Below are 20,767 nucleotides of genomic sequence, written 5' to 3'. Positions count from 1 at the left end.
GGGGCGCTGAGCGCCCCTTTCGCGACGCAAGGCCGCTCCTACAAAAGCACCGCAGTCCACTGTAGGAGCGCCCTTGTGTCGCGATAGGGCTGCAGAGCAGCCCCCGACACCCGCAGCCTCAACGCTGCTCTATCGGCACATACTCACGCTGCTCGACCCCGACATACTCCGCACTCGGGCGAATGATCCGGTTGTTGGCACGCTGCTCGAACACATGCGCCGCCCAGCCGGTCAGCCGCGAGCAGACGAAGATCGGCGTGAACAGCTCGGTCGGAATGCCCATGAAGTGATACGCCGAGGCATGGTAGAAGTCGGCGTTGGGGAACAGCTTCTTCTGCTCCCACATGGTCTTGTCGATCGCTTCGGAAACCGGATACAGCACGGTGTCACCGGCTTCATCAGCGAGCTGTTTGGCCCAGCCCTTGATCACCTCGTTGCGCGGGTCGGACTCTTTGTAGATCGCATGGCCAAAGCCCATGATCTTGTCCTTGCGCTCGAGCATCTGCAGCAGCTCGGCGGTCGCTTCCTGCGGGCTCTGGAAGCGCTCGATCAAGGCCATCGCCGCTTCGTTGGCGCCGCCATGGAGTGGGCCGCGCAGCGAGCCGATCGCCGCGGTAACGCAGGAATACAGGTCAGACAAGGTCGAGGCGCAGACCCGGGCGGTAAAGGTCGAAGCGTTGAACTCATGCTCGGCGTACAGAATCAGCGAGACGTTCATCACCTTCACATGCAGTTCGCTCGGGGTCTTGCCGTGGAGCAGTTGCAGGAAGTGCCCGCCGAGGGTGTCTTCATCGCTGTTGCAGTCGATGCGCACGCCATGGTGGCTGAAGCGGTACCAGTAGCACATGATCGCCGGGAACAGCGCCAGCAGGCGATCGGTCTTGTCCTGTTGGGTGTCGAAGGTCAGCTCCGGCTCAAGCGTGCCGAGCATCGAGCAGCCGGTGCGCATGACGTCCATCGGGTGGGTATCACGGGGAATGCGCTCAAGCACCTCCTTGAGCGCCTGGGGCAGATCACGCATGCCCTTGAGCTTGCGCTTGTAGTCGTTGACTTCGGCTTTGCTGGGCAGCTCGCCATACAGCAGCAGGTAGGCGACCTCTTCAAATTCGGCATGCTTTGCCAGGTCGCGCACGTCGTAACCACGGTAGGTCAGGCCGGCACCGGCCTGGCCAACGGTCGACAGCGCGGTTTGGCCGGCCACCTGGCCACGCAGGCCTGCGCCACTGAGTACTTTTGCTTCGGCCATGGGGCTTCTCCTTTATTGAACTTGTTATGGAATTGCTGGCTAATCCGGGCGACTGCTAACTGAGTGTCAGCCTTTTTTCTGGGCAAACAGCGCATCGAGGCTCTGCTCGAAGGCGTGGTAGCCGATGGCATCGTAGAGCTCCATGCGAGTCTGCATGGTGTCGATGACGTTTTGCTGAGTGCCATCGCGGCGCAGTGCGGTGTAGACGTTTTCCGCTGCTTTGTTCATGGCGCGGAACGCCGACAGCGGGTACAGCACCAGCGACACGTCGACCGCTGCCAGCTGTTCGGTGGTGTACAGCGGGGTAGCGCCGAACTCGGTGATGTTGGCCAGGATCGGCGCCTGCACGCGCTCGGCAAAGGTCTTGTACATTGCCAGTTCAGTGATCGCCTCGGGGAAGATCATGTCAGCCCCCGCCTCGACACAGGCGGCGGCGCGGTCCAGCGCGGCGTTGAGGCCCTCTACTGCCAGCGCGTCAGTGCGCGCCATGATCACGAAGCTGTCGTCCAGGCGCGCATCGACGGCGGCCTTGATCCGGTCGACCATCTCCTGCTGGGTGACGATCTCCTTGTTAGGCCGGTGGCCGCAACGCTTGGCCCCAACCTGGTCTTCGATATGAATGGCCGCGGCGCCGAACTTGTTCATCGAACGCACGGTGCGCGCCACGTTGAATGCCGAAGCGCCAAAGCCGGTGTCGACATCCACCAGCAACGGCAGGTCGCAGACGTCGGTGATGCGCCGCACGTCGGTGAGCACGTCATCCAGACCGGTGATACCCAGGTCTGGCAGGCCAAGCGAGCCGGCGGCGACGCCGCCACCGGACAGGTAGATGGCCTTGAACCCGGCGCGTTTGGCCAGCAACGCGTGGTTGGCGTTGATCGCGCCGACCACCTGCAAAGGATGTTCAGCGGCAACCGCGTCGCGGAAACGTTGGCCTGGCGTGCTCTTCACAGTCATGACTCACCTCGTGGGCTGTTGTTGTCTGCGCCTTCATAGTGGCGCGCGATATTGCGTTTGGAGGCGCCGATATGGCGGCGCATCAGCAGTTCGGCCAGCTCGCCGTCGCGGTCGGCAATCGCATCGAGGATGCGGTGATGCTCGGCGAAAGCCTGATGCGGGCGGTTAGGCGTGGCGGAAAACTGGATGCGGTACATGCGCACCAGCTGGTACAGCTCGCCGCAGAGCATCTGCACCAGGGTCTGGTTGCCGCTGCCCTGAATGATGCGGTAGTGGAAGTCATAGTCGCCTTCCTGCTGGTAGTAGCCCACCCCGGCCTGGAACGCGGCATCGCGCTCGTGGGTGTCGAGCACCCGGCGCAGTTCGTCGATCTCGGCCGCACTCATGCGCTCGGCGGCCAGCCGACAGGCCATGCCCTCGAGCGATTCGCGGATTTCGTACAGTTCGATCAGTTCGGCGTGGCTCAGCGATACCACGCGAGCGCCAACATGCGGCACCCGCACCAGCAAGCGCTGACCTTCGAGGCGGTGGATGGCCTCGCGCAATGGGCCCCGGCTGATGCCGTAGGTGCGCGCCAGCTCCGGCTCGGAGATCTTGCTGCCTGGGGCGATTTCGCCTTTGACGATGGCAGCCTGGATACGCCGGAAGACGTTTTCCGAAAGCGTCTCGCTTTCTTCCACTATGGTCGGCGGGGCTTGGCTGAGGTCCAGCATATTGTCGACACCTTGAACTTCAATAGCCACAAAACTAGCTAAACCGACTTGAATAGTCAAAGCCAAAATGCATATTGTCGACAATCGTCTAACGGCGAACTTAAAGCGCGCCAGCACTGTCAGATTGCGACGCGCTGGCGTCAAGACGTCGCCGTGGTAGAATGCCGCGCTTCCCTGAGGGGGCATCAACAGTCCGCCTGTCGTCGCATGTCATTTGTGTAGTCATTTGTATAAGTGTCGACAGATCAAAAGGATGCTTGGCCAGTCGCCTTGCCCTGAACCCAGCACAGCACCGCGCCAGGATTTATGAGACTTACACCCGTTCTATTGTTGTTCTGCCTTGCCCTGCTGCCGACCTTCGGCCACGCAGCCGAGAAGACCGTCTACGGCCTGAACGAGTACGCCCACTTGAATGACCTCGACCTCGAGGTTGCGGCCAAGCTCGATACTGGCGCCAAGACAGCCTCGCTGAGTGCCCGTGATATCAAGCGTTTCAAGCGCAACGGCGAGAGCTGGGTGCGCTTCTACCTGGCCATCGATAGCGCTCACTCGCACCCGATCGAGCGGCCACTGGCCCGGGTCAGCAAGATCAAGCGGCGTGCCGGTGATTACAATGCCGACGAAGGCAAGGCCTACACTGCCCGCCCGGTTATCGAATTGAACATTTGCATGGGCCGAGCCCTGCGCACCATCGAAGTCAACCTTACCGATCGCAGCACGTTCCAGTTCCCGCTGCTGATCGGCTCCGAGGCCTTGAAAGACTTCGACGCGCTGGTCGACCCCAGCCTCAAATACGCGGCCGGCAAACCTGCCTGTGCCACCGACGCTCCCAAAGCAGAGTAATCCCGATGCGCTCTCTCACCCTTCACCTCAAAGTCCTCATCACCGTGCTGGTGTTGCTGGGCGTGGCGGTCACGGCCTATCAGATCTTCTTCCTCGGCATCCCGATGACCGAAGACGAAACCGACGACTTGTGGAACATCGACGCCAAGGTCGAGTTCGTCGCCAGTGCCAAGGATCCAGTCAAGGTGCAGATGTTCGTGCCGCCGCTGAGCCGCGATTACGTCAGCCTCAACGAGAGCTTCATCTCCAACAACTACGGCGTCAGCGTCAACCGCGCCGATGGCAACCGCAAGGTGACCTGGTCGGCGCGCCGCGCCAATGGCAATCAGACCCTGTACTACCGCCTGGTGCTGACCAAGCGCTACAGCAACGAGAAGATCGCCATCAAAGGTCCGACCTTCCGTGACAGCAAAGCTGTCGAGGGGCCTGAGAAGATTGCCGCCGAAGCGTTGATGGCGCCGATTCGCCAGCACTCGGCCGACGTCGAAACCTTTGTCGGCGAGACCATCAAGCGGGTCAACAACCTCAACGACGACAACGTCAAGCTGCTGTTGGCCGGCGACACCTCGGCCATGAACAAGGCCAAGGTCATCGACCTGCTGCTGTCCATCGCCCACGTACCGATGGAAAAGGTCCACACCATTCGCCTGATTGCCGACACCCCGCAATCGCCTGAACTGTGGCTGCGCAGCTTCAACGGCAACGACTGGCTGTACTTCAACCCGGACACCGGCGAGCAAGGCCTGCCCAGCGATCGCCTGCTGTGGTGGACCGGCGATGACAACCTGATCACCGTCGATGGCGGCAAGAAGGCCAACGTCACCTTCAGCATGAACAACAGCGAGATGAATGCCATCCGCCTGGCCAAGCTAACCGACGAGAACACCGACGCCGACTTCCTCGAATACTCGCTGTACAGCCTGCCGCTGCAAACCCAGCAGACGTTCATGATCATGGTCATGATCCCGATTGGCGTGCTGGTGATCCTGGTGCTGCGCAACCTGATCGGCCTCCAGACCCTGGGTACTTTTACCCCGGTGCTGATCGCCCTGGCCTTCCGCGAGACTCAGCTGGGCTTCGGCATCATCCTGTTTACCGTGATTACCGCCCTGGGCCTGTCGTTGCGCTCATACCTTGAGCACCTCAAGTTGCAGATGCTGCCGCGGCTGTCGGTGGTGCTGACCTTTGTCGTGGTATTGATCGCTGCCATCAGCCTGTTCAGCCACAAGCTGGGCCTTGAGCGCGGCCTGTCGGTGGCGCTGTTCCCGATGGTGATTTTGACCATGACCATCGAACGCCTGTCGATCACCTGGGAAGAACGTGGCGGTGGCCATGCCATGAAAGTTGCCATCGGCACCCTGTTCGCCGCCTCGCTGGCGCACCTGCTGATGATGGTGCCGGAGCTGGTGTACTTCGTCTTCACCTTCCCTGCGGTGCTGTTGATTCTGGTGGGCTTCATGCTGGCGATGGGTCGCTACCGCGGCTACCGCCTGACCGAGCTGGTGCGCTTCAAGGCATTCCTGAAGAAGGCTGACGCCTGATGTTCGGACTGATCAAGACGTGGAAAGCCCTGGAGGCCCGGGGCATCATGGGTATCAATCGGCGCAACGCGGACTACGTCCTCAAGTACAACAAGCGCAACCTGTACCCGATCGTCGACGACAAGATCATCACCAAGGAACGCGCCATCGCGGCCGGCATCCATGTGCCGGAAATGTATGGCGTGATCGAGACCGAAAAGCAGATCGACAAGCTGCACGAGATCATCGGCGGGCGTAGCGACTTCGTCATCAAGCCCGCTCAGGGCGCGGGCGGTGACGGCATCCTGGTCATCGCCGACCGCTTCGAGGACCGCTACCGCACAGTGTCGGGCAAGATCATGAGCCACGAGGAAATCGAACACCAGGTGTCGAGCATCCTCACTGGCTTGTACTCGCTTGGGGGCCACCGTGACCGGGCGCTGATCGAGTACCGGGTAACGCCGGACCAGATCTTCAAGAGCATCAGTTACGAGGGCGTGCCTGACATCCGCATCATCGTCCTGATGGGCTACCCGGTGATGGCCATGCTGCGCCTGCCTACCCGCCAGTCGGGCGGCAAGGCCAACCTGCACCAGGGCGCCATCGGCGTCGGTGTCGACCTCGCCACCGGCGTTACCCTGCGCGGTACCTGGCTGAACAACATCATCAGCAAGCACCCGGACACCACCAACTCGGTAGACGGTGTGCAGCTGCCCAACTGGGACGGTTTCATGAAGCTCGCCGCCGGCTGCTACGAGCTGTGCGGGCTGGGTTACATCGGCGTCGACATGGTGCTGGATCAGGACAAGGGGCCGTTGATTCTCGAGCTCAACGCCCGCCCCGGCCTGAACATCCAGATCGCCAACGACTGCGGCCTGACCCAGCGTACCCATGCCATCGAAGCGCATATCGAAGCGCTGGCCAAAGACGGCATCAGCGAAGATGCCGAGCAGCGCGTGCGGGTTGCGCAAAGCTTGTTTGGCCACGTCCCTTCGCACAACTGAGTAGTGCCTGCGCATGGGGCTGCGAGCAGCTCCACTGCGCTACCCAGGCTGCGGATGTCGCAGCCGGGACTAGGCCGCTCGGCATCAGCAGCCTACAATCGCCTCCTCGTTTTTTCAGCGCTGTTCATTCGCATGCCGACCTGTACGCTTCACCCCCTGCCCTATCAGGCCGACCCGGCCGTGTGGTTCGCTCGCCTGCGCCAGGCGCCGGGCGCGATCCTGCTGGACAGCGCCCGCCCCGGTGCTGAGCGCGGCCGCTACGATCTGCTCAGCGCCTGGCCAGTCGAGCAGCTGCAAATCCAAGCCGATGAAGATGGCCGGGCGTATCTGCAACGGCTGCGCGCCAGCCTCAGCCGGCTAGGCCGCGCCGAGCTGCCGGACGACGTCGAACTGCCCTTCGCTGGCGGCCTGATCGGCTACCTCAGCTATGATTTTGGCCGCCGCCTCGAGCAGCTACCGAACCAGGCTCGCGACGACCTCGGCCTGGCTGACGCGCAACTGGGTTTGTACGCCTGGGCCTTGGTCAGCGATCACCTGCTGGGCACCAGCCAACTGGTGTTTCATCCAAGCCTTGCGCCAGGCGAGCAGCAGCGGCTGATCGCGCTGTTCAGCACCGCGGCCGAGGCTGCGCCCGGCACGTTCAGCCTGCTCGCGCCGATGCGCGGCGATCTGCAGCCCGACGACTATCGCCAGGCGTTTGATCGCGTGCAGCAGTACATCAAAGCCGGCGACTGCTACCAGATCAACCTGACCCAACGTTTTCGTGCGCCCTGCCAGGGCGACCCGTGGGCCGCTTATCAAGCGCTGCGCAAGGCTTGCCCTACGCCGTTCTCTGGCTACCAGCAGTTGGCGGATGGCAGTGCCCTGCTGAGCTTCTCGCCGGAACGGTTTGTGCGAGTGAGCCAGGGCGAAGTGGAAACCCGCCCGATCAAGGGCACCCGGCCGCGCTCCAGCGACCCGACGGTAGACGCACGCAACGCCGCCGAGCTGCTTGCCAGCAGCAAGGACCGCTCAGAGAATCTGATGATCGTCGACTTGCTGCGCAACGACCTGGGGCGCACCTGCGAGACCGGCACGGTCAAAGTACCCGAGCTGTTCAGCCTGGAGAGCTACCCCAACGTGCACCACCTGGTCAGCAGCATCACTGGCCGCCTGGCCGCAGGCAAGGACTCGCTCGACCTGCTCGGCGATAGTTTCCCTGGCGGCTCGATCACTGGCGCACCGAAGATCCGCGCCATGCAGATCATCGACGAACTGGAACCCACCCGCCGCGCACTGTACTGCGGCTCGCTGCTGTACATCGATGTACGCGGCGAAATGGACAGCTCGATCGCCATTCGCAGCGTGCTGATCAAGGATGGTCAGGCCTGCTGCTGGGGCGGCGGCGCGGTGGTGGCAGACTCGCACTGGGAGGCGGAATACGAAGAATCGATCGCCAAGGTGCGGGTATTGCTGCAGACCCTGCAAAGGCTCTGAGCTGCGGCGCGGGGCATCACAAGCGGTCCGTCCTGCCAATTTTTGTTACCATTTGCCGACTACGAGCGCACAGCGCCATAAACCCGATGGAAACCGCCTGATGAGCCAAGCCTTCGACGTTGCCACCCTGGCTGCCAGTTACGCCAGCAAGTCCCCCCAGGACATTCTCAAACTCGCCTTCGAGCACTTTGGCGATGACCTGTGGATCTCTTTCAGCGGTGCCGAAGACGTGGTGCTGGTGGACATGGCCTGGAAGCTCAACAAGCAGGTCAAGGTGTTCAGCCTGGATACCGGTCGGCTGCACCCGGAGACCTACCGCTTTATCGATCAGGTCCGCGAGCAGTACAACCTGCCGATCGAAATCCTCAGCCCCGACCGGGCCAAGCTCGAGCCGCTGGTCAAAGAGAAAGGCCTGTTCAGTTTCTACAAGGACGGCCATGGCGAGTGCTGCGGGATTCGCAAGATCGAACCGCTGCGCCGCAAGCTGGCCACAGTCAGCGCCTGGGCCACTGGCCAGCGTCGCGACCAGAGCCCTGGCACCCGCAGCCAGGTTGCCGCACTGGAAATCGACACCGCGTTTTCAACGCCCGAGCACACCCTGTACAAGTTCAATCCGCTGGCGCAGATGAGCAGTGAAGAAGTGTGGGGTTATATCCGCATGCTCGAGCTGCCGTACAACAGCCTGCATGAGCGCGGCTTCATCAGCATTGGTTGCGAGCCGTGCACACGGCCGGTACTGCCCAACCAGCATGAGCGCGAAGGCCGCTGGTGGTGGGAAGAGGCAACGCAGAAGGAGTGTGGGTTGCACGCGGGGAATATCATTTCCAAGGCGTAGTGCAGGGCGCCTGGATCGGGGCTGCTTTGCAGCCCCTAATAGCGCAGATCAATGCACCGGCAGCTCAACCCCGTTGAACAGCTCTTCAAGCTCTTGCTTGTTATGGCACTGAATCGCCTTGGCCATTACTTCACGGGTCAGGTGCGGGGCAAACTTCTCGATGAAGTCGCACATGAAGCCACGCAGGAAGGTCCCGCGGCGGAAACCGATCTTGGTCACGCTGGCTTCGAACAGCTCGCTGGCATCCAGTGCCACCAGGTCGCAGTCGAGCTTGGCATCGACCGCCATGCCAGCCACGATGCCCACACCCAACCCCAGGCGCACGTAAGTCTTGATCACGTCGGCATCGGCTGCGGTGAACACCACTTTCGGGGTGAGGCCGCGATGGTTGAACGCCTCGTCCAGCTTGGAGCGGCCAGTGAATCCAAACACGTAGGTCACGATCGGGTATTCGGCAACCGCTTCCAGGGTCAGCTTCGGCAGCTTGGCCAGCGGATGTCCCTGCGGCACCACCACACAGCGGTTCCACTTGTAGCAAGGCATCATGATCAGATCGCCGAACAGCTCCAGCGCCTCGGTGGCGATGGCGAAATCGACGGTACCGTCAGCGGCCATTTCAGCGATCTGCATCGGCGAGCCCTGGTGCATGTGCAGGGACACATCCGGATATTGCTTGATGAAGCTGCTGATCACCGGCGGGAGCGCGTAACGCGCCTGGGTGTGGGTCGTGGCGATCGACAGCGTGCCCTTTTTCTCGTTGGAGAATTCCTGAGCGATCTGCTTGATGCTTTCAACCTTGCGCAGGATCTCGCCAGCGGTGTTGATGATGCGCTCGCCGGCTGGAGTAACGCGGGTCAGGTGCTTGCCGCTGCGTGCAAAAACTTCGACGCCCAACTCATCCTCGAGCAGACGGATTTGCTTGCTGATCCCCGGCTGCGAGGTATACAGGCTCTGCGCTGTTGCGGAGACGTTGAGGTCGTGGTGCGCCACTTCCCAGATGTAGCGCAGTTGTTGAAGCTTCATAGGTTTCCCTCGGTTCTGCGGTAAGTCACCAGCAGCAGGCAGCGACGATATATAACTATATTAGTGGCTAATGTAATAAATCTAGAACTATTTTGTTACATGAGCAGGAAATGTCCTACGCCGCATTTCACAATTTCCTACGCCCCAGATGCTGGGCCAGAGGCACCATGTAGACCGGCACCGACGACAACTGCAACAGCCGCACCGCTGTGCGCCCGATGGGCACATCGACCCCTGCCCCATGGGTATGGCTGCCGAAGATCAGCAGGTCAACGCTCAAGCGCTGGGCCTGCTCGAGAATGACCTGCGCAGGGTCGCCCTGGCGCACCCTTACCGCTTGAATCACCGCCAGGTCGGCGTCCTCGCCGAGCTCCTCACGAAAACTGGCCAGCACCTTCTGCTCGATGTTGGCCATGACCGTGTTGACGCCCTGACTGTGCAACTGATCCAGGGTTTGCTCATCCAGATAACTCTGTAGCAACGACTCGGCAAACTGGCCCATCGGCTCGACTGCATGAATCACATAAAGCTGCGCATTGAAGGTTCGCGCCAGCGCCAGGGCATGCTGCATGACAAACGGCGCATAAACCCCAAGGTCGGTGGCGTACAGCATGGAACGAATCATTCGGCCTCCTGCCCTGCCGCCAAGGCAGAGCAACTTCAGCTTAGCAGCGCCGCGCCCGGACGCCGTGCCATCCAGCTACGCCGCTGCCATAGTTGCCCGCGCATGCCGCTATCTTGTGGCACCAGCTGTCATCTGATTGCACTCGCACCCTTTATTACCTGGGCTCAGCCCATTGTCGCGCCCCCTGTAACGCGCTAAGGTTCGGCCTCCCCGCTGCGAACAATCTGCTGCTGGGCCGCACGGGGATTGTTGGCGGCCGGCACCCGTGACCTGACGAGTAACACGATGGCTGATTTACCGATCGATGACCTAAACGTTGCCTCCAACGAGACCTTGATCACCCCTGATCAGCTCAAGAAGGAAATCCCTCTCAGCGCCAAGGCCCTGCAGACCGTTACTGCCGGCCGCGAAGTGGTGCGCAATATTCTCGACGGCAAGGACCACCGCCTGTTCGTGGTGATCGGCCCCTGCTCGATTCACGACATCAAAGCCGCCCACGAATACGCCGAACGCCTCAAGGTGCTCGCTGCTGAAGTCTCCGACACCTTGTACCTGGTGATGCGCGTGTACTTCGAGAAGCCGCGTACCACTGTCGGCTGGAAAGGCCTGATCAACGACCCGTACCTGGATGACTCGTTCAAGATCCAGGATGGTCTGCACATTGGCCGCAAGCTGCTGCTGGACCTCGCGGAAATGGGCCTGCCAACGGCTACCGAAGCGCTCGACCCGATCTCGCCGCAGTACCTGCAGGATTTGATCAGCTGGTCGGCGATCGGCGCACGCACCACCGAATCCCAGACACACCGCGAAATGGCCTCGGGCCTGTCTTCGGCAGTCGGCTTCAAGAACGGCACCGATGGCGGCCTGACCGTGGCCATCAACGCCCTGCAGTCGGTCTCCAAGCCGCACCGCTTCCTTGGCATCAACCAGGAAGGCGGCGTGTCCATCGTCACCACCAAAGGCAACGCCTATGGTCACGTGGTGCTGCGTGGTGGCAATGGCAAGCCCAACTACGACTCGGTCAGCGTTGCGCTGTGCGAGCAGGATCTGGCCAAGGCCAAGATCAAGGCCAATATCATGGTCGACTGCAGCCACGCCAACTCCAACAAGGACCCGGCACTGCAGCCACTGGTCATGGAAAACGTCGCCAATCAGATCCTTGAGGGCAACCAGTCGATCATCGGCCTGATGGTCGAGAGCCACCTGAACTGGGGCTGCCAGTCAATTCCCAAAGACCTCGCAGACCTGCAGTACGGTGTTTCGGTGACCGACTCGTGCATTGACTGGAGCGCGACCGAGAAGGCAGTGCGCAGCATGCACAGCAAGCTCAAGGATGTGCTGCCGCAGCGTAAACGCGGCTGACGCCAGACAGCAAAACGCCGGGCATTGCCCGGCGTTTTTGTGTCCGCAGTCAGCGACTCAAGCCTTGCTCGAGTGGCGCTGCTGACGCTCCATGTAGCGCTCGACATACGAGCAGGACGGGATGACCGTATAGCCCATCTGTTCGGCATACTGCAGTGCCTGCTGGGTTAGCGCCGCTGCGATACCGCGACCGCGCAGGGCGTTGGGTACGAAGGTACGGTAGATATCCAGCGTTTGCTTACCCAGATCCATGTAGGTGAGGTAGGCACGATGACCGTCCACATTGGTCTCGAACTGATGACCGGCCTGGTCATGGTGGATGGTCAGCGCTTCGCTCATCACTACTCCTCGCAGGTCTCGTCGGCAGACCCATACCTTACCCGATTGATGTATCCGGCGGAGAAACTCTACGCCCCCTCATGCCCCCTTCGACCACAGGGTTCCCTGCACGTTCGGCATTTCTGGCACCTACAAATAGTAGGCGCCCGTGGCAGGATTGCTCAAGTTTTCAGCGCGCTTAGTCAGCGATGAGCAAACAGCGGTACACACCGCTGGCCCACTCACAAGAGCATCCGGATGATGTTCTGGTATGACGCTGAAAGACCGCTGAAGTCACCTTTAGTTCAACAAAAAAGTTCTGGTGCTACAAGTGCTTGCATGCGCCGGCGGCCATATTGGGGAAAACCCCGAGATGCGCCGCCAACCCCCTATAAAGCGGCATTTTTTTCACAGTTCTTGCGCTCCGTCAGTTTACTTACTACAAGTAATGGGTACTATGTACGCCGGCCAGTTTCTCTTTTTTGAGAGATGGCTCTTTTGACTAGAAGATCCTTGAAGGGGAACACGATGAACAACGTTCTGAAATTCTCTGCTCTCGCCCTGGCCGCTGTTCTGGCTACCGGTTGCAGCAGCGTATCCAAAGAAACCGAAGCTCGCCTGACTGCTACCGAAGACGCAGCCGCTCGCGCTCAAGCCCGTGCCGATGAAGCCTACCGTAAGGCTGACGACGCTCTGGCTGCTGCTCAGAAGGCTCAGCAAACTGCTGACGAAGCCAATGAGCGCGCTCTGCGTATGCTGGACAAAGCCAGCCGCAAGTAATAATCCTCACGGATTGTTGTGAAGCCGACCCACTCGTGGGTCGGCTTTTTTATTGCCCAGGTTTTTCTGGGAAAACAAAAGTCTCAGGCAACAAAAAGGCCTGCACGCGGCAGGCCTTCGGGCAACGCACTGCGAATTACTGCAGCTCTTCGGGAATGCTCGACACCATCGGTGCGCCAGCCTGCCCTGCCACCGGCACGGCAATTTCCACCGGCATGCCATCTTCGGCGGCGACAACATCGCGAACCATGTCCCAGTTCATGCGCAGGTTGTTGGCCAGGTCTTCGCGCTTGAGCAGGGCATTGATCACTGCGGTGTGCTTGTCGACCACCGACGGATCACCATGATCATCCAGCGGCGTGTGCGCTTCCAGATACACCTTGCCGGCACTAACACCAAACTTGTACGGCTCGTTGATGATGCGCACCGGGGTACCCACCGGAACCATCTTCGACAGCTCCAGCACATTGTTGTTGAACATGCGGAAGCAACCGTGGCTGGTGCGCATGCCAATGCCGAACTTCTTGTTGGAACCGTGGATCAGGTAACCCGGCACGCCCAGGGTGAACTTGAACGGCCCAAGCGGGTTATCCGGCCCGGCCGGCACCACGGTTGGCAGAATGTCGCCATCGGCGGCATGCTCGGCGCGGATCGAGGCCGGCGGCGTCCAGGTCGGGTTCGGCGTCTTGGCGGTGATCTTGGTGTTGGCGATCGGCGAGCCCCAGCCTTCGCGACCGATACCCAGCGGATAGGTATGCACCACGTTCTGCCCTTTCGGGTAGTAGTACAGGCGATATTCGGCCAGGTTGATCACCACCCCTTCACGGGGGCCAGGCGGCAGCACATAACGCGTAGGCAGGATGATCTCGGTGCCGGCACCCGGCAGCCACGGGTCGACACCCGGGTTGGCCGCGATCATCTCGAGGTAGCCGAGGTCGTTGGCGGTGCCGATGTCGGCGAAGGTGTCTTCGTACTTGGCTTTGATGGTCTGCACCTGACCAACGACGTCCTCACCAGGCGGCGGCAGTGGCAGTTCCAGCGCGCAGGCGGGGCCCGCTACCAGCAGGGCAGCCAGGGACAGGCGACGGGTGACGGCGGGAATGCGCGGCAACATCCGGAGAATCCTTCGAAGGTAGATCAAGACGGTCGATTGTACACCCGCCCCGGCGCAAGCGGGAGACGGGCAGTGGCTGCATACATTTCAGATGATGAAAGGCTGCTACGGTTCCACGCGGCCGTTCACAGCTGTGGCCAGACGGGACGAGTTCCGCGCCGCTGAGCATCGAGGATGGCCCGGCACAATGTACACAGGCGGTTATCGCGCTGGATCGAGCGCGGCACCACCGACCAGCGCGGCTGAGCCGGCAGTAAACCACCACAAAGGGTGCGGTCTACCGGCGCGCCCAACTCAAGTTGGCGAGCTACCAGGTGCACGCGGACTTCCTGACACGCGAACAGGTCCAGCTGATCATCAGGCTCGATCAGTTGATAGGCATACAGGGACCAGGCAGGACGCGGCATCGGGGGGTCTCGAAACGGGGGGCGCAACATTATCCGAAAGCGGCCCCCGTTTAAAGCGTCACAGCAAGGGTTTTATCACCGGCCAGGCATTTTCCAGCAGACGCTCCTGCGCGGCCTGCGCCGGATGAATGCCATCTGCCTGCATCAGCTCAGGTACCCCGCCCACGCCTTCAAGAAAGAACGGCACCAACGGCACCTTTTTATCAGCACCCAACTCTTCGAACACCTGGGCAAAGGCCGTGGTGTAGCGCAGGCCGTAATTGGGCGGCAAGCGCATGCCCAACAGCACCACCTTGGCCCCGCTGGCCTGGGAACGCTCGATCATCGACGCAAGATTTTGTTTCAATTGCGCTGGGGGCTGCCCACGCAGGCCATCGTTGCCGCCCAACTCGATGATCACCAGCTCTGGCTTGTGCGCTGCAAGCAGCGCCGGTAGCCGCGCCTGGCCGCCTGCGCTGGTATCGCCACTGATCGACGCATTGACCACTTTGGCGTCGTTGCCCTGGGCCTCGAGCCGCTGCTGCAACAGGGAAACCCAACCCTGGCGGGTATCCAGGCCAAAACCGGCACTGATACTATCGCCGACAACCAGCAGTGTCCCCGCCGTCGCGCTCTGAGCCAGGCAACACAAGGCCAGACCCGCACTCAACCACCACGCTCGCATTGGATTCTCCATGGATCAAAGCATTCTCGTTGCGCAGAACCTTAGCAAAGTGGTCCCCAGCACGGAAGGCGACCTGACCATCCTGCACGCGTTGGACCTGGATCTGGCCAAAGGCGACAGCCTGGCCATCGTCGGTGCGTCCGGTTCGGGCAAATCCACCCTACTCGGCTTGCTCGCGGGCCTCGACCGGCCCAGCGCAGGCAACGTAATCCTGGCCGGGCAGGATCTCGGCCCGCTGGATGAAGACCAGCGCGCGCGGGTACGGGCCGAGCACGTCGGCTTTGTGTTCCAGTCGTTCCAGTTGCTCGACAGCCTCAACGCGCTGGAGAACGTCATGCTGCCGCTGGAGCTCGATGGCCGTCGTGATGCCCGCGAGGTGGCACGCAGCCTGCTCGAGCGGGTCGGCCTGGGCCAGCGCCTGACCCACACCCCGCGCCAGCTCTCCGGCGGCGAACAGCAACGGGTGGCGATTGCCCGCGCGTTCGCCGCGCAGCCGGCGGTGCTGTTCGCCGACGAGCCAACCGGCAATCTCGACAGCCACACCGGCGAACGCATCAGCGACCTGCTGTTCGAACTGAACAAGGAGCGCGGCACCACCCTGGTGCTGGTCACCCATGACGAGCGTCTGGCCAAACGTTGCCGCCGCCTGATCCGCCTGGACGCTGGCCGTCTGGTCGCGCCCCTGGAGCCGTGATGAGACGATTGTCGTTGCTGCGCCTGTGCAGCCTGGCCCTGCGCCAGCTGCTGCGCGATGTTCGCGCCAGTGAAGTGCGTGTGCTGTTCTTCGCCCTGCTGGTGGCAGTGGCGGCAAGCACCGCCATCGGCTACTTCGGCGCCCGCCTCAACGGCGCCATGCAACTGCGCGCCAGCGAATTCCTCGGCGCCGACCTGGTCTTGCAAGGCAGCTCGGCGGCAAGCGATCCGCAGATCAGTGCCGGCACAGAGCTGGGCTTGCGCCATGCGCGGGTCGTGGAGTTCACCAGCGTGGTCGGCACCGACGCCGGTATCCAGCTGTCGAGCATCAAAGCCGCTGATGCCGCCTACCCACTGCGCGGCGAACTGCGCAGCGCCGCCGCGCCGTTTGCCGAAGAACGCCCAGGCGGCGGCCCGGCGCCTGGCGAGGCCTGGGTCGAACCGCGCCTGCTGGTAGCCTTGGGCCTGGCCATGGGTGACAGCATCGACGTCGGCATGAAGAGCTTGCGCATCAGCCGGGTACTGACCTACGAGCCCGACCGCGCCAACAACTTCTACAGCCTGACGCCGCGGGTGCTGATCAACTTCGACGACCTGCAGGCCACTGGCGTGATCCAGCCTGGCAGCCGAGTGACCTACCGCGACCTGTGGCGTGGCGAGGCCGAGACGCTGAGCCGCTATCGCCAGACCGTGGAGCCAACCCTGGCGGCCAACCAGAGCCTGCGCGACACCCGCGATGGCAATCGCCAGATCGGCGGCGCACTGGGCAAGGCCGAGCGGTATCTGAACATGGCCAGCCTGGTCGCAGTGTTGCTCGCTGGGGTAGCCGTGGCGCTGTCGGCCAGCCGTTATGCCGCACGCCGCCTCGACGCCAGCGCACTACTGCGCTGCCTGGGCTTGTCCAGGCGCCAGGCCTTGGGCCTGTACTGTGTGCAACTGGCAGCCCTGGGCCTGGTCGCCGCATTGGCCGGAGCGGTTATTGGCTGGCTGGCACAGCTGGGCTTGTTCCGCCTGCTGGATGGGCTGATGCCGAGCACCATCCCGCCGGGTGGCCTCACTCCAGCGTTGGCCGGTATCGCCACCGGGCTGGTGGCACTGGCCGGCTTCGCCTTGCCGCCGCTGGCCGCGCTGGGCCGAGTGCCACCGCTGCGAGTATTGCGCCGTGACCTGCTGCCCGTGCCTGCCAGCAGTTGGCTGGTGTATGGCACAGCGCTGTTCGCCCTTGGCCTGATCATGTGGCGGCTGAGTCTGGACCTGCTGCTGACCTTTGCCCTGCTCGGTGGCGGCCTGATTGCCGCCCTGCTCCTTGGCGGCCTGCTCTTGCTCGGCCTGCGCAGTCTGCGCCGCTTGCTGGCCGGTGCGCCGCTGACCTGGCGACTGGGCCTTGGCCAGTTGCTGCGCCACCCGTTGGCCGCTGCCGGCCAGGCGCTGGCGTTCGGCCTGATCTTGCTGGCGATGGGCCTGGTCGCGCTGCTGCGGGCCGAGTTGCTGGACAACTGGCAAGCGCAGCTGCCAAAGGATGCGCCGAATCATTTCGCCCTGAATATCCTGCCGGATGACCGCGAGCCGTTCGCCCAGCGTCTGCGTGAAGCAAACGCCATCTCCGCGCCGTTGTACCCGGTCATACCCGGCCGGCTGACCCATATCAACGATGAGCCGGTGCGCCAGCTGGTGAGCAAGGAGTCCACCGGCGAACGCGCTGTGCAGCGCGACCTGAGCCTGACCTGGGCGGCCGATCTGCCGCAGGGTAATGCGCTGGTCAGCGGTGAGTGGTGGCAGGCAGCCCCAGCGAGTGACGGCATCCCGGGGGTATCGGTGGAAACCGAGCTGGCTGCCAGCCTGCACCTCAAACTCGGCGACCTGCTCAACTTCGACATTGCCGGCCAGCAACGCCAGGCCCGCGTCAGCAGCCTGCGCAGCGTGCACTGGGACAGCTTCCAGCCAAACTTCTACATGATCTTCCAGCCGGGCACCCTGCAAGGCCTGCCAACCACCTACCTGACCAGCTTCTATCTGGCCCCAGGGCATGATCAGGAAGTGGTGGCGCTATCACGTGCGTTCCCGGCAGCCACCATCCTCCAGGTAGACGCCCTGCTCGCACAGCTGCGCAGCATCCTCGCCCAGGTCACCCTAGCGGTCGAATACGTGCTGCTGTTCGTGCTCGCAGCAGGCCTGGCAGTGCTGTTCGCCGGGCTGCAGGCCACCCTTGACGAGCGCATCCGCCAAGGCGCATTGCTGCGTGCACTGGGCGCCGGTCGGCCATTGCTGGTGCGGGCGCGACGGATTGAGTTCGGCCTGCTCGGCGCCGCCAGTGGAGTGCTTGCGGCAGTGGGCTGCGAGTTGATCAGCTGGGCGCTGTATCGCTACGCCTTCGATCTGCAGTGGGGGCCACATCCATGGCTGCTGTTGGTGCCGTTGATTGGCGCCCTGCTAGTTGGCGGTGCTGGGGTGTTTGGTACTCGCCGGGCGCTGAATGCGAGCCCGCTGACAGTGCTGCGCGAGGGCTGACGAGGCGCGCTCGACACCCGGTGTGACCGAGGCCAGCCTTGCGTGCTAGCCTCGGCTCCGTGACTGTTGGGCGTCTGCCCAATTCTGTATTGAATTCGACGTTTGCACACCTGGCAACGCTAGCCTGGCCTTGTGCAAGCAGTCAGCTCGACCGTGCTTGGAGTCAGCATTGCCAACCAACATCATCACCCGCGCAGGCCACACTGCGCTGAAAGCAGAGCTGGATCATCTGTGGCAAACCTATCGCCCGGAAATCACGCAAAAGGTCGCCTGGGCGGCATCGCTTGGCGATCGCAGTGAAAACGCCGATTACCAGTACAACAAGAAGCTGCTGCGCGAAATCGACCGCAGAATCCGCTACCTGCGCAAGCGTCTGGAGGATATCCGCGTTGTCGACTACGCCCCCGAACAAGAGGGCAAGGTGTTCTTCGGTGCCTGGGTAGAAATTGACAACGAGGCCGGCGAGGTCAAACGCTTCAGAGTGGTCGGCTACGACGAAATTTACGGACGTAACGACTACATCTCCATCGACTCACCGATGGCGCGGGCGCTGTTGAAGAAGTCGGAAGGAGATGAGGTGATCGTGCAAACGCCGACCGGCGAAGCGGTGTGGTTCATTGCCAGTATCGAATATGAGGTGGGATGACGATTTGGGGGCTGCTCTGCAGCCCCACTCGCTCAACGCCGGGTAATCAACCCCTGCCGAGCAATCCGCGTCAGGTGACCGATCACCTCGCCGGCCTCCTCCGCCGTAGGCGACTGAATTACTGCCAGATCAAAACGATCACTTCCGTACTGCTTGAGCAAGGCACAGGTTTCAGCGAACTGGATCAGAAACGCGCGAGCCTGGCCCTTGCGCCGCGAAAAGCCGTCAAGGTGGCGCAACAAGGTAGGTTGGTGCTGACCGCTGAGTAGAATGCGCGGGGTGCGCGATACCTGGCCGGCAGGCAGAGGGGTCAGACAGACACTGGTACGTGGACAACTCATGGAGTAATTCTCCGCCTCGCGAATCCCGCTGGGCTGCGGTGGGAGGCGTCACCGAACCAGCGTTTTAGCGGTATTTCAGAGTGCCCTGGCACGGGCTGCCTCCTGCGCCCCGCAAGTAGCTGTTTAAATCGGCGCAAGGGTTATGCTAGAGCTACACGCGACAACTTACAAGCTGTACGTGTAGCCCTTGTGACAGCCAGATTGCTCAACGCCTGGCGACGCGCTCGAGGCTGGCGCGCTCGCGATTGAAGGCGAGGAAGTACTTGTTGACGCTGTTGACGAAATTGACCGGGCCCATGCCGACCTGCTCCATGGCGATGCGCTCGGTCTGGAAGAACCACTGATTGCCATTGAGCCCGCGTCTGCGCGCTTCGGCACGCATCGCCTGGACCCGCTCCGGGCCGAGGTTGTACGCCGCCAGCACAAACGCCATGCGCTCGCGCTCGTTGAGCTGGGGGCTGGCGAAAAACTTGCGACGGATCAACGCCAGATACCGCGCGCTGGCCTGGACATTGCCATCCACGTTCGCCGTGTTGCTCACCCCTACCCGCTGCGCCGCCGACGGCGTGATCTGCATCAGCCCATGGGCGCCGCCGACGCCGCGCGCGGCGGGATTGAGGGTCGATTCCTTGAACGCCAGCGCGGCCAGATTGAGCCAGTCGATCTGCTGCGCCTCGCCGTGCTTCTGCAACACCCCACGCACCGCCTGCAAGCGCTGGCGCTCCTGGCGGGCCAGCGGATTGTGCACGCGGTACTGGCGCCGGTAGATACGCTCGAATGCGGCGTCCTGGTTTTCCGGGGCGCGGTAGCCGGCCAGAAAGCGGTCGACAGTTGCCAGCAACTGATCAGCGTCTTTACCGACGTACCAGCGCACAGCCTGCGGTTGGCCGATCTTTACCTTGCTGTCGACGCGCAGCCGCGGCATCACCCGCGCCCAGCGCAGCGCGATCGGCCGCTCCACCACGGTCAGGTGATAGATGCCGGCCTGGACCATCTCCAGCACATCCTCGACCGCCAGCGTTGGGTCTACCCATTCGATCTTGATCGGTGCGCGCTTGCGCAATGCCAGCTGCTGATTGATAGCCTGGATCGCAGCGCCCGCACCGCTGGCGGTGGTCAGGGCGATGGTGCGCCCGGACAACTGCTCGACCCGACTGAAGCTGCGCTCGCCCTTGCGTCCAACCAGCAGCAGCGGCACCTTGTCGAGCACTGGCGCACTCACCCCGACGCCACTGACCTGGGCCGGGTCGAGCAGCTCGCCCGGCGCTGCCAGGTCACCCTCCCCGCGCTGCAAGGCGCCGAGCAGTTGCTCCTTGGCCCGCGGGATCAATTTGACTTGAATCAGATCACCCTGGCGTTCGCGGCCATTGAGAAAATGTTCCAGCGCGCGCAGCCGATGGTATTCGATGCCGACCGGCTCGCCCTTGATTTCCCCGGAGCTGTTGCGGCTCTGGTTGACCAGCACCCGCAGTACCTTGCTGCTGCGCACCTGCGCAAGATCGCGCGGCTGCTTGCTGGTTGAGCTGGCCTGCGCCGGCCCGGACACTGCCGCATGCGCGGCGGCCGCCGTGAGCAGGCTGAACATCAGCGAAACAATCAGCAGGAATCGCTGCATCGGCAAACATGTCCATGGTGTGGGAAGAGGCCTCTGCGGCGGCGCCAGCAGAGACTGAGAGACCTTGGCAATCCATT

21 protein-coding genes are annotated in these 20,767 nt (G+C 62.4%); 10 read left to right on the top strand and 11 right to left on the bottom strand.

The window, feature by feature from the left end; translation table 11 throughout:
• Positions 1-118 precede the first annotated feature (118 nt).
• The 3 genes from prpC to M2396_RS01905 all read right to left on the bottom strand — a co-directional run bounded on the left by prpC (position 119) and on the right by M2396_RS01905 (position 2,916).
• A complete protein-coding gene (prpC, locus tag M2396_RS01915) occupies positions 119-1,246 on the bottom strand; it encodes a 2-methylcitrate synthase (protein ID WP_259072516.1) in 1,128 nt (375 codons plus the stop codon).
• Between the two features lie 66 nt (positions 1,247-1,312).
• Positions 1,313-2,203, bottom strand: a complete 891-nt coding sequence (gene prpB, locus M2396_RS01910; RefSeq protein WP_103437949.1) for a methylisocitrate lyase — start codon at positions 2,201-2,203, stop codon at positions 1,313-1,315.
• Positions 2,200-2,916 (bottom strand): GntR family transcriptional regulator, encoded by a 717-nt coding sequence (locus tag M2396_RS01905; protein WP_150573634.1) that lies wholly within the window; start codon positions 2,914-2,916, stop codon positions 2,200-2,202. The genes prpB and M2396_RS01905 overlap by 4 nt, the downstream gene beginning before the upstream one ends.
• Positions 2,917-3,222: 306 nt before the next feature.
• Here M2396_RS01905 and M2396_RS01900 point away from each other — a divergent pair, with 306 nt between their 5' ends.
• The 5 genes from M2396_RS01900 to M2396_RS01880 all read left to right on the top strand — a co-directional run bounded on the left by M2396_RS01900 (position 3,223) and on the right by M2396_RS01880 (position 8,594).
• Positions 3,223-3,759, top strand: a complete 537-nt coding sequence (locus M2396_RS01900; protein WP_101321022.1) for an ATP-dependent zinc protease — start codon at positions 3,223-3,225, stop codon at positions 3,757-3,759.
• A gap of 5 nt (positions 3,760-3,764) precedes the next feature.
• Positions 3,765-5,300 carry an inactive transglutaminase family protein gene (locus M2396_RS01895; RefSeq protein ID WP_101321024.1) on the top strand — a complete coding sequence of 512 codons (1,536 nt, stop codon included), beginning with the start codon at positions 3,765-3,767 and terminating at the stop codon, positions 5,298-5,300.
• Positions 5,300-6,283, top strand: a complete 984-nt coding sequence (locus M2396_RS01890; RefSeq protein WP_101321026.1) for an alpha-L-glutamate ligase-like protein — start codon at positions 5,300-5,302, stop codon at positions 6,281-6,283. The genes M2396_RS01895 and M2396_RS01890 overlap by 1 nt, the downstream gene beginning before the upstream one ends.
• A gap of 132 nt (positions 6,284-6,415) precedes the next feature.
• A complete protein-coding gene (gene pabB, locus M2396_RS01885; protein WP_259072514.1) occupies positions 6,416-7,759 on the top strand; it encodes an aminodeoxychorismate synthase component I in 1,344 nt (447 codons plus the stop codon).
• A 100-nt stretch (positions 7,760-7,859) separates the two neighbouring features.
• Positions 7,860-8,594: a phosphoadenylyl-sulfate reductase gene (locus M2396_RS01880; protein ID WP_101321028.1), complete on the top strand. Its 735-nt coding sequence runs from the start codon at positions 7,860-7,862 to the stop codon at positions 8,592-8,594.
• Between the two features lie 48 nt (positions 8,595-8,642).
• Here the strand turns inward: M2396_RS01880 and cysB are convergent, their stop codons facing one another.
• Together cysB and M2396_RS01870 are read right to left on the bottom strand one after the other, a co-directional pair.
• The gene (cysB, locus tag M2396_RS01875; protein ID WP_259072511.1) at positions 8,643-9,617 is read right to left on the bottom strand and encodes an HTH-type transcriptional regulator CysB; all 975 of its coding nucleotides are present in this window, start codon (positions 9,615-9,617) and stop codon (positions 8,643-8,645) included.
• A 127-nt stretch (positions 9,618-9,744) separates the two neighbouring features.
• Complete coding sequence (locus M2396_RS01870) at positions 9,745-10,242, bottom strand: universal stress protein (protein WP_103437954.1); 498 nt, start codon at positions 10,240-10,242, stop codon at positions 9,745-9,747.
• A 285-nt stretch (positions 10,243-10,527) separates the two neighbouring features.
• Between M2396_RS01870 and M2396_RS01865 the strand changes: the two genes are divergently transcribed.
• Positions 10,528-11,604 carry a 3-deoxy-7-phosphoheptulonate synthase gene (locus M2396_RS01865; protein ID WP_150569846.1) on the top strand — a complete coding sequence of 359 codons (1,077 nt, stop codon included), beginning with the start codon at positions 10,528-10,530 and terminating at the stop codon, positions 11,602-11,604.
• A 57-nt stretch (positions 11,605-11,661) separates the two neighbouring features.
• Here the strand turns inward: M2396_RS01865 and M2396_RS01860 are convergent, their stop codons facing one another.
• Positions 11,662-11,943: a GNAT family N-acetyltransferase gene (locus M2396_RS01860; protein ID WP_101321037.1), complete on the bottom strand. Its 282-nt coding sequence runs from the start codon at positions 11,941-11,943 to the stop codon at positions 11,662-11,664.
• Between the two features lie 507 nt (positions 11,944-12,450).
• Between M2396_RS01860 and oprI the strand changes: the two genes are divergently transcribed.
• Positions 12,451-12,702 (top strand): outer membrane lipoprotei OprI, encoded by a 252-nt coding sequence (gene oprI / locus M2396_RS01855; RefSeq protein ID WP_003259780.1) that lies wholly within the window; start codon positions 12,451-12,453, stop codon positions 12,700-12,702.
• A gap of 136 nt (positions 12,703-12,838) precedes the next feature.
• Here the strand turns inward: oprI and M2396_RS01850 are convergent, their stop codons facing one another.
• The 3 genes from M2396_RS01850 to M2396_RS01840 form a co-directional block, all read right to left on the bottom strand.
• The gene (locus M2396_RS01850; RefSeq protein ID WP_101321039.1) at positions 12,839-13,816 is read right to left on the bottom strand and encodes a L,D-transpeptidase family protein; all 978 of its coding nucleotides are present in this window, start codon (positions 13,814-13,816) and stop codon (positions 12,839-12,841) included.
• Between the two features lie 125 nt (positions 13,817-13,941).
• Positions 13,942-14,223, bottom strand: coding sequence for a hypothetical protein (locus M2396_RS01845; protein WP_101321041.1), 282 nt, complete (start codon positions 14,221-14,223; stop codon positions 13,942-13,944).
• Positions 14,224-14,281: 58 nt separating this feature from the next.
• Complete coding sequence (locus M2396_RS01840) at positions 14,282-14,887, bottom strand: arylesterase (protein WP_178080780.1); 606 nt, start codon at positions 14,885-14,887, stop codon at positions 14,282-14,284.
• 10 nt (positions 14,888-14,897) lie between these two features.
• Here M2396_RS01840 and M2396_RS01835 point away from each other — a divergent pair, with 10 nt between their 5' ends.
• The 3 genes from M2396_RS01835 (at position 14,898) to greB (ending at position 18,734) form a co-directional block, all read left to right on the top strand.
• A complete protein-coding gene (locus M2396_RS01835; RefSeq protein ID WP_103437957.1) occupies positions 14,898-15,581 on the top strand; it encodes an ABC transporter ATP-binding protein in 684 nt (227 codons plus the stop codon).
• Positions 15,581-18,088 carry an ABC transporter permease gene (locus M2396_RS01830; protein ID WP_259072503.1) on the top strand — a complete coding sequence of 836 codons (2,508 nt, stop codon included), beginning with the start codon at positions 15,581-15,583 and terminating at the stop codon, positions 18,086-18,088. The genes M2396_RS01835 and M2396_RS01830 overlap by 1 nt, the downstream gene beginning before the upstream one ends.
• 169 nt (positions 18,089-18,257) lie before the next feature.
• Positions 18,258-18,734 carry a transcription elongation factor GreB gene (gene greB / locus M2396_RS01825; RefSeq protein ID WP_101321050.1) on the top strand — a complete coding sequence of 159 codons (477 nt, stop codon included), beginning with the start codon at positions 18,258-18,260 and terminating at the stop codon, positions 18,732-18,734.
• A gap of 32 nt (positions 18,735-18,766) precedes the next feature.
• Here the strand turns inward: greB and M2396_RS01820 are convergent, their stop codons facing one another.
• Both M2396_RS01820 and M2396_RS01815 read right to left on the bottom strand, forming a co-directional pair.
• Positions 18,767-19,075: a hypothetical protein gene (locus M2396_RS01820; RefSeq protein ID WP_101321052.1), complete on the bottom strand. Its 309-nt coding sequence runs from the start codon at positions 19,073-19,075 to the stop codon at positions 18,767-18,769.
• A gap of 205 nt (positions 19,076-19,280) precedes the next feature.
• Entirely contained in the window at positions 19,281-20,690 is a 1,410-nt protein-coding gene (locus tag M2396_RS01815) for a transglycosylase SLT domain-containing protein (protein ID WP_150572408.1), read from the bottom strand.
• Between the last annotated feature and the right edge of the window lie 77 nt (positions 20,691-20,767).

It is taken from the genome of Pseudomonas sp. BIGb0278 (genome assembly GCF_024809895.1).
GTDB classification, from domain to species: Bacteria; Pseudomonadota; Gammaproteobacteria; order Pseudomonadales; family Pseudomonadaceae; genus Aquipseudomonas; species Aquipseudomonas shirazensis.
The sequence above is the reverse complement of the archived record's forward strand: the minus strand, read 5'-3'. Positions and strand labels throughout refer to the sequence as shown.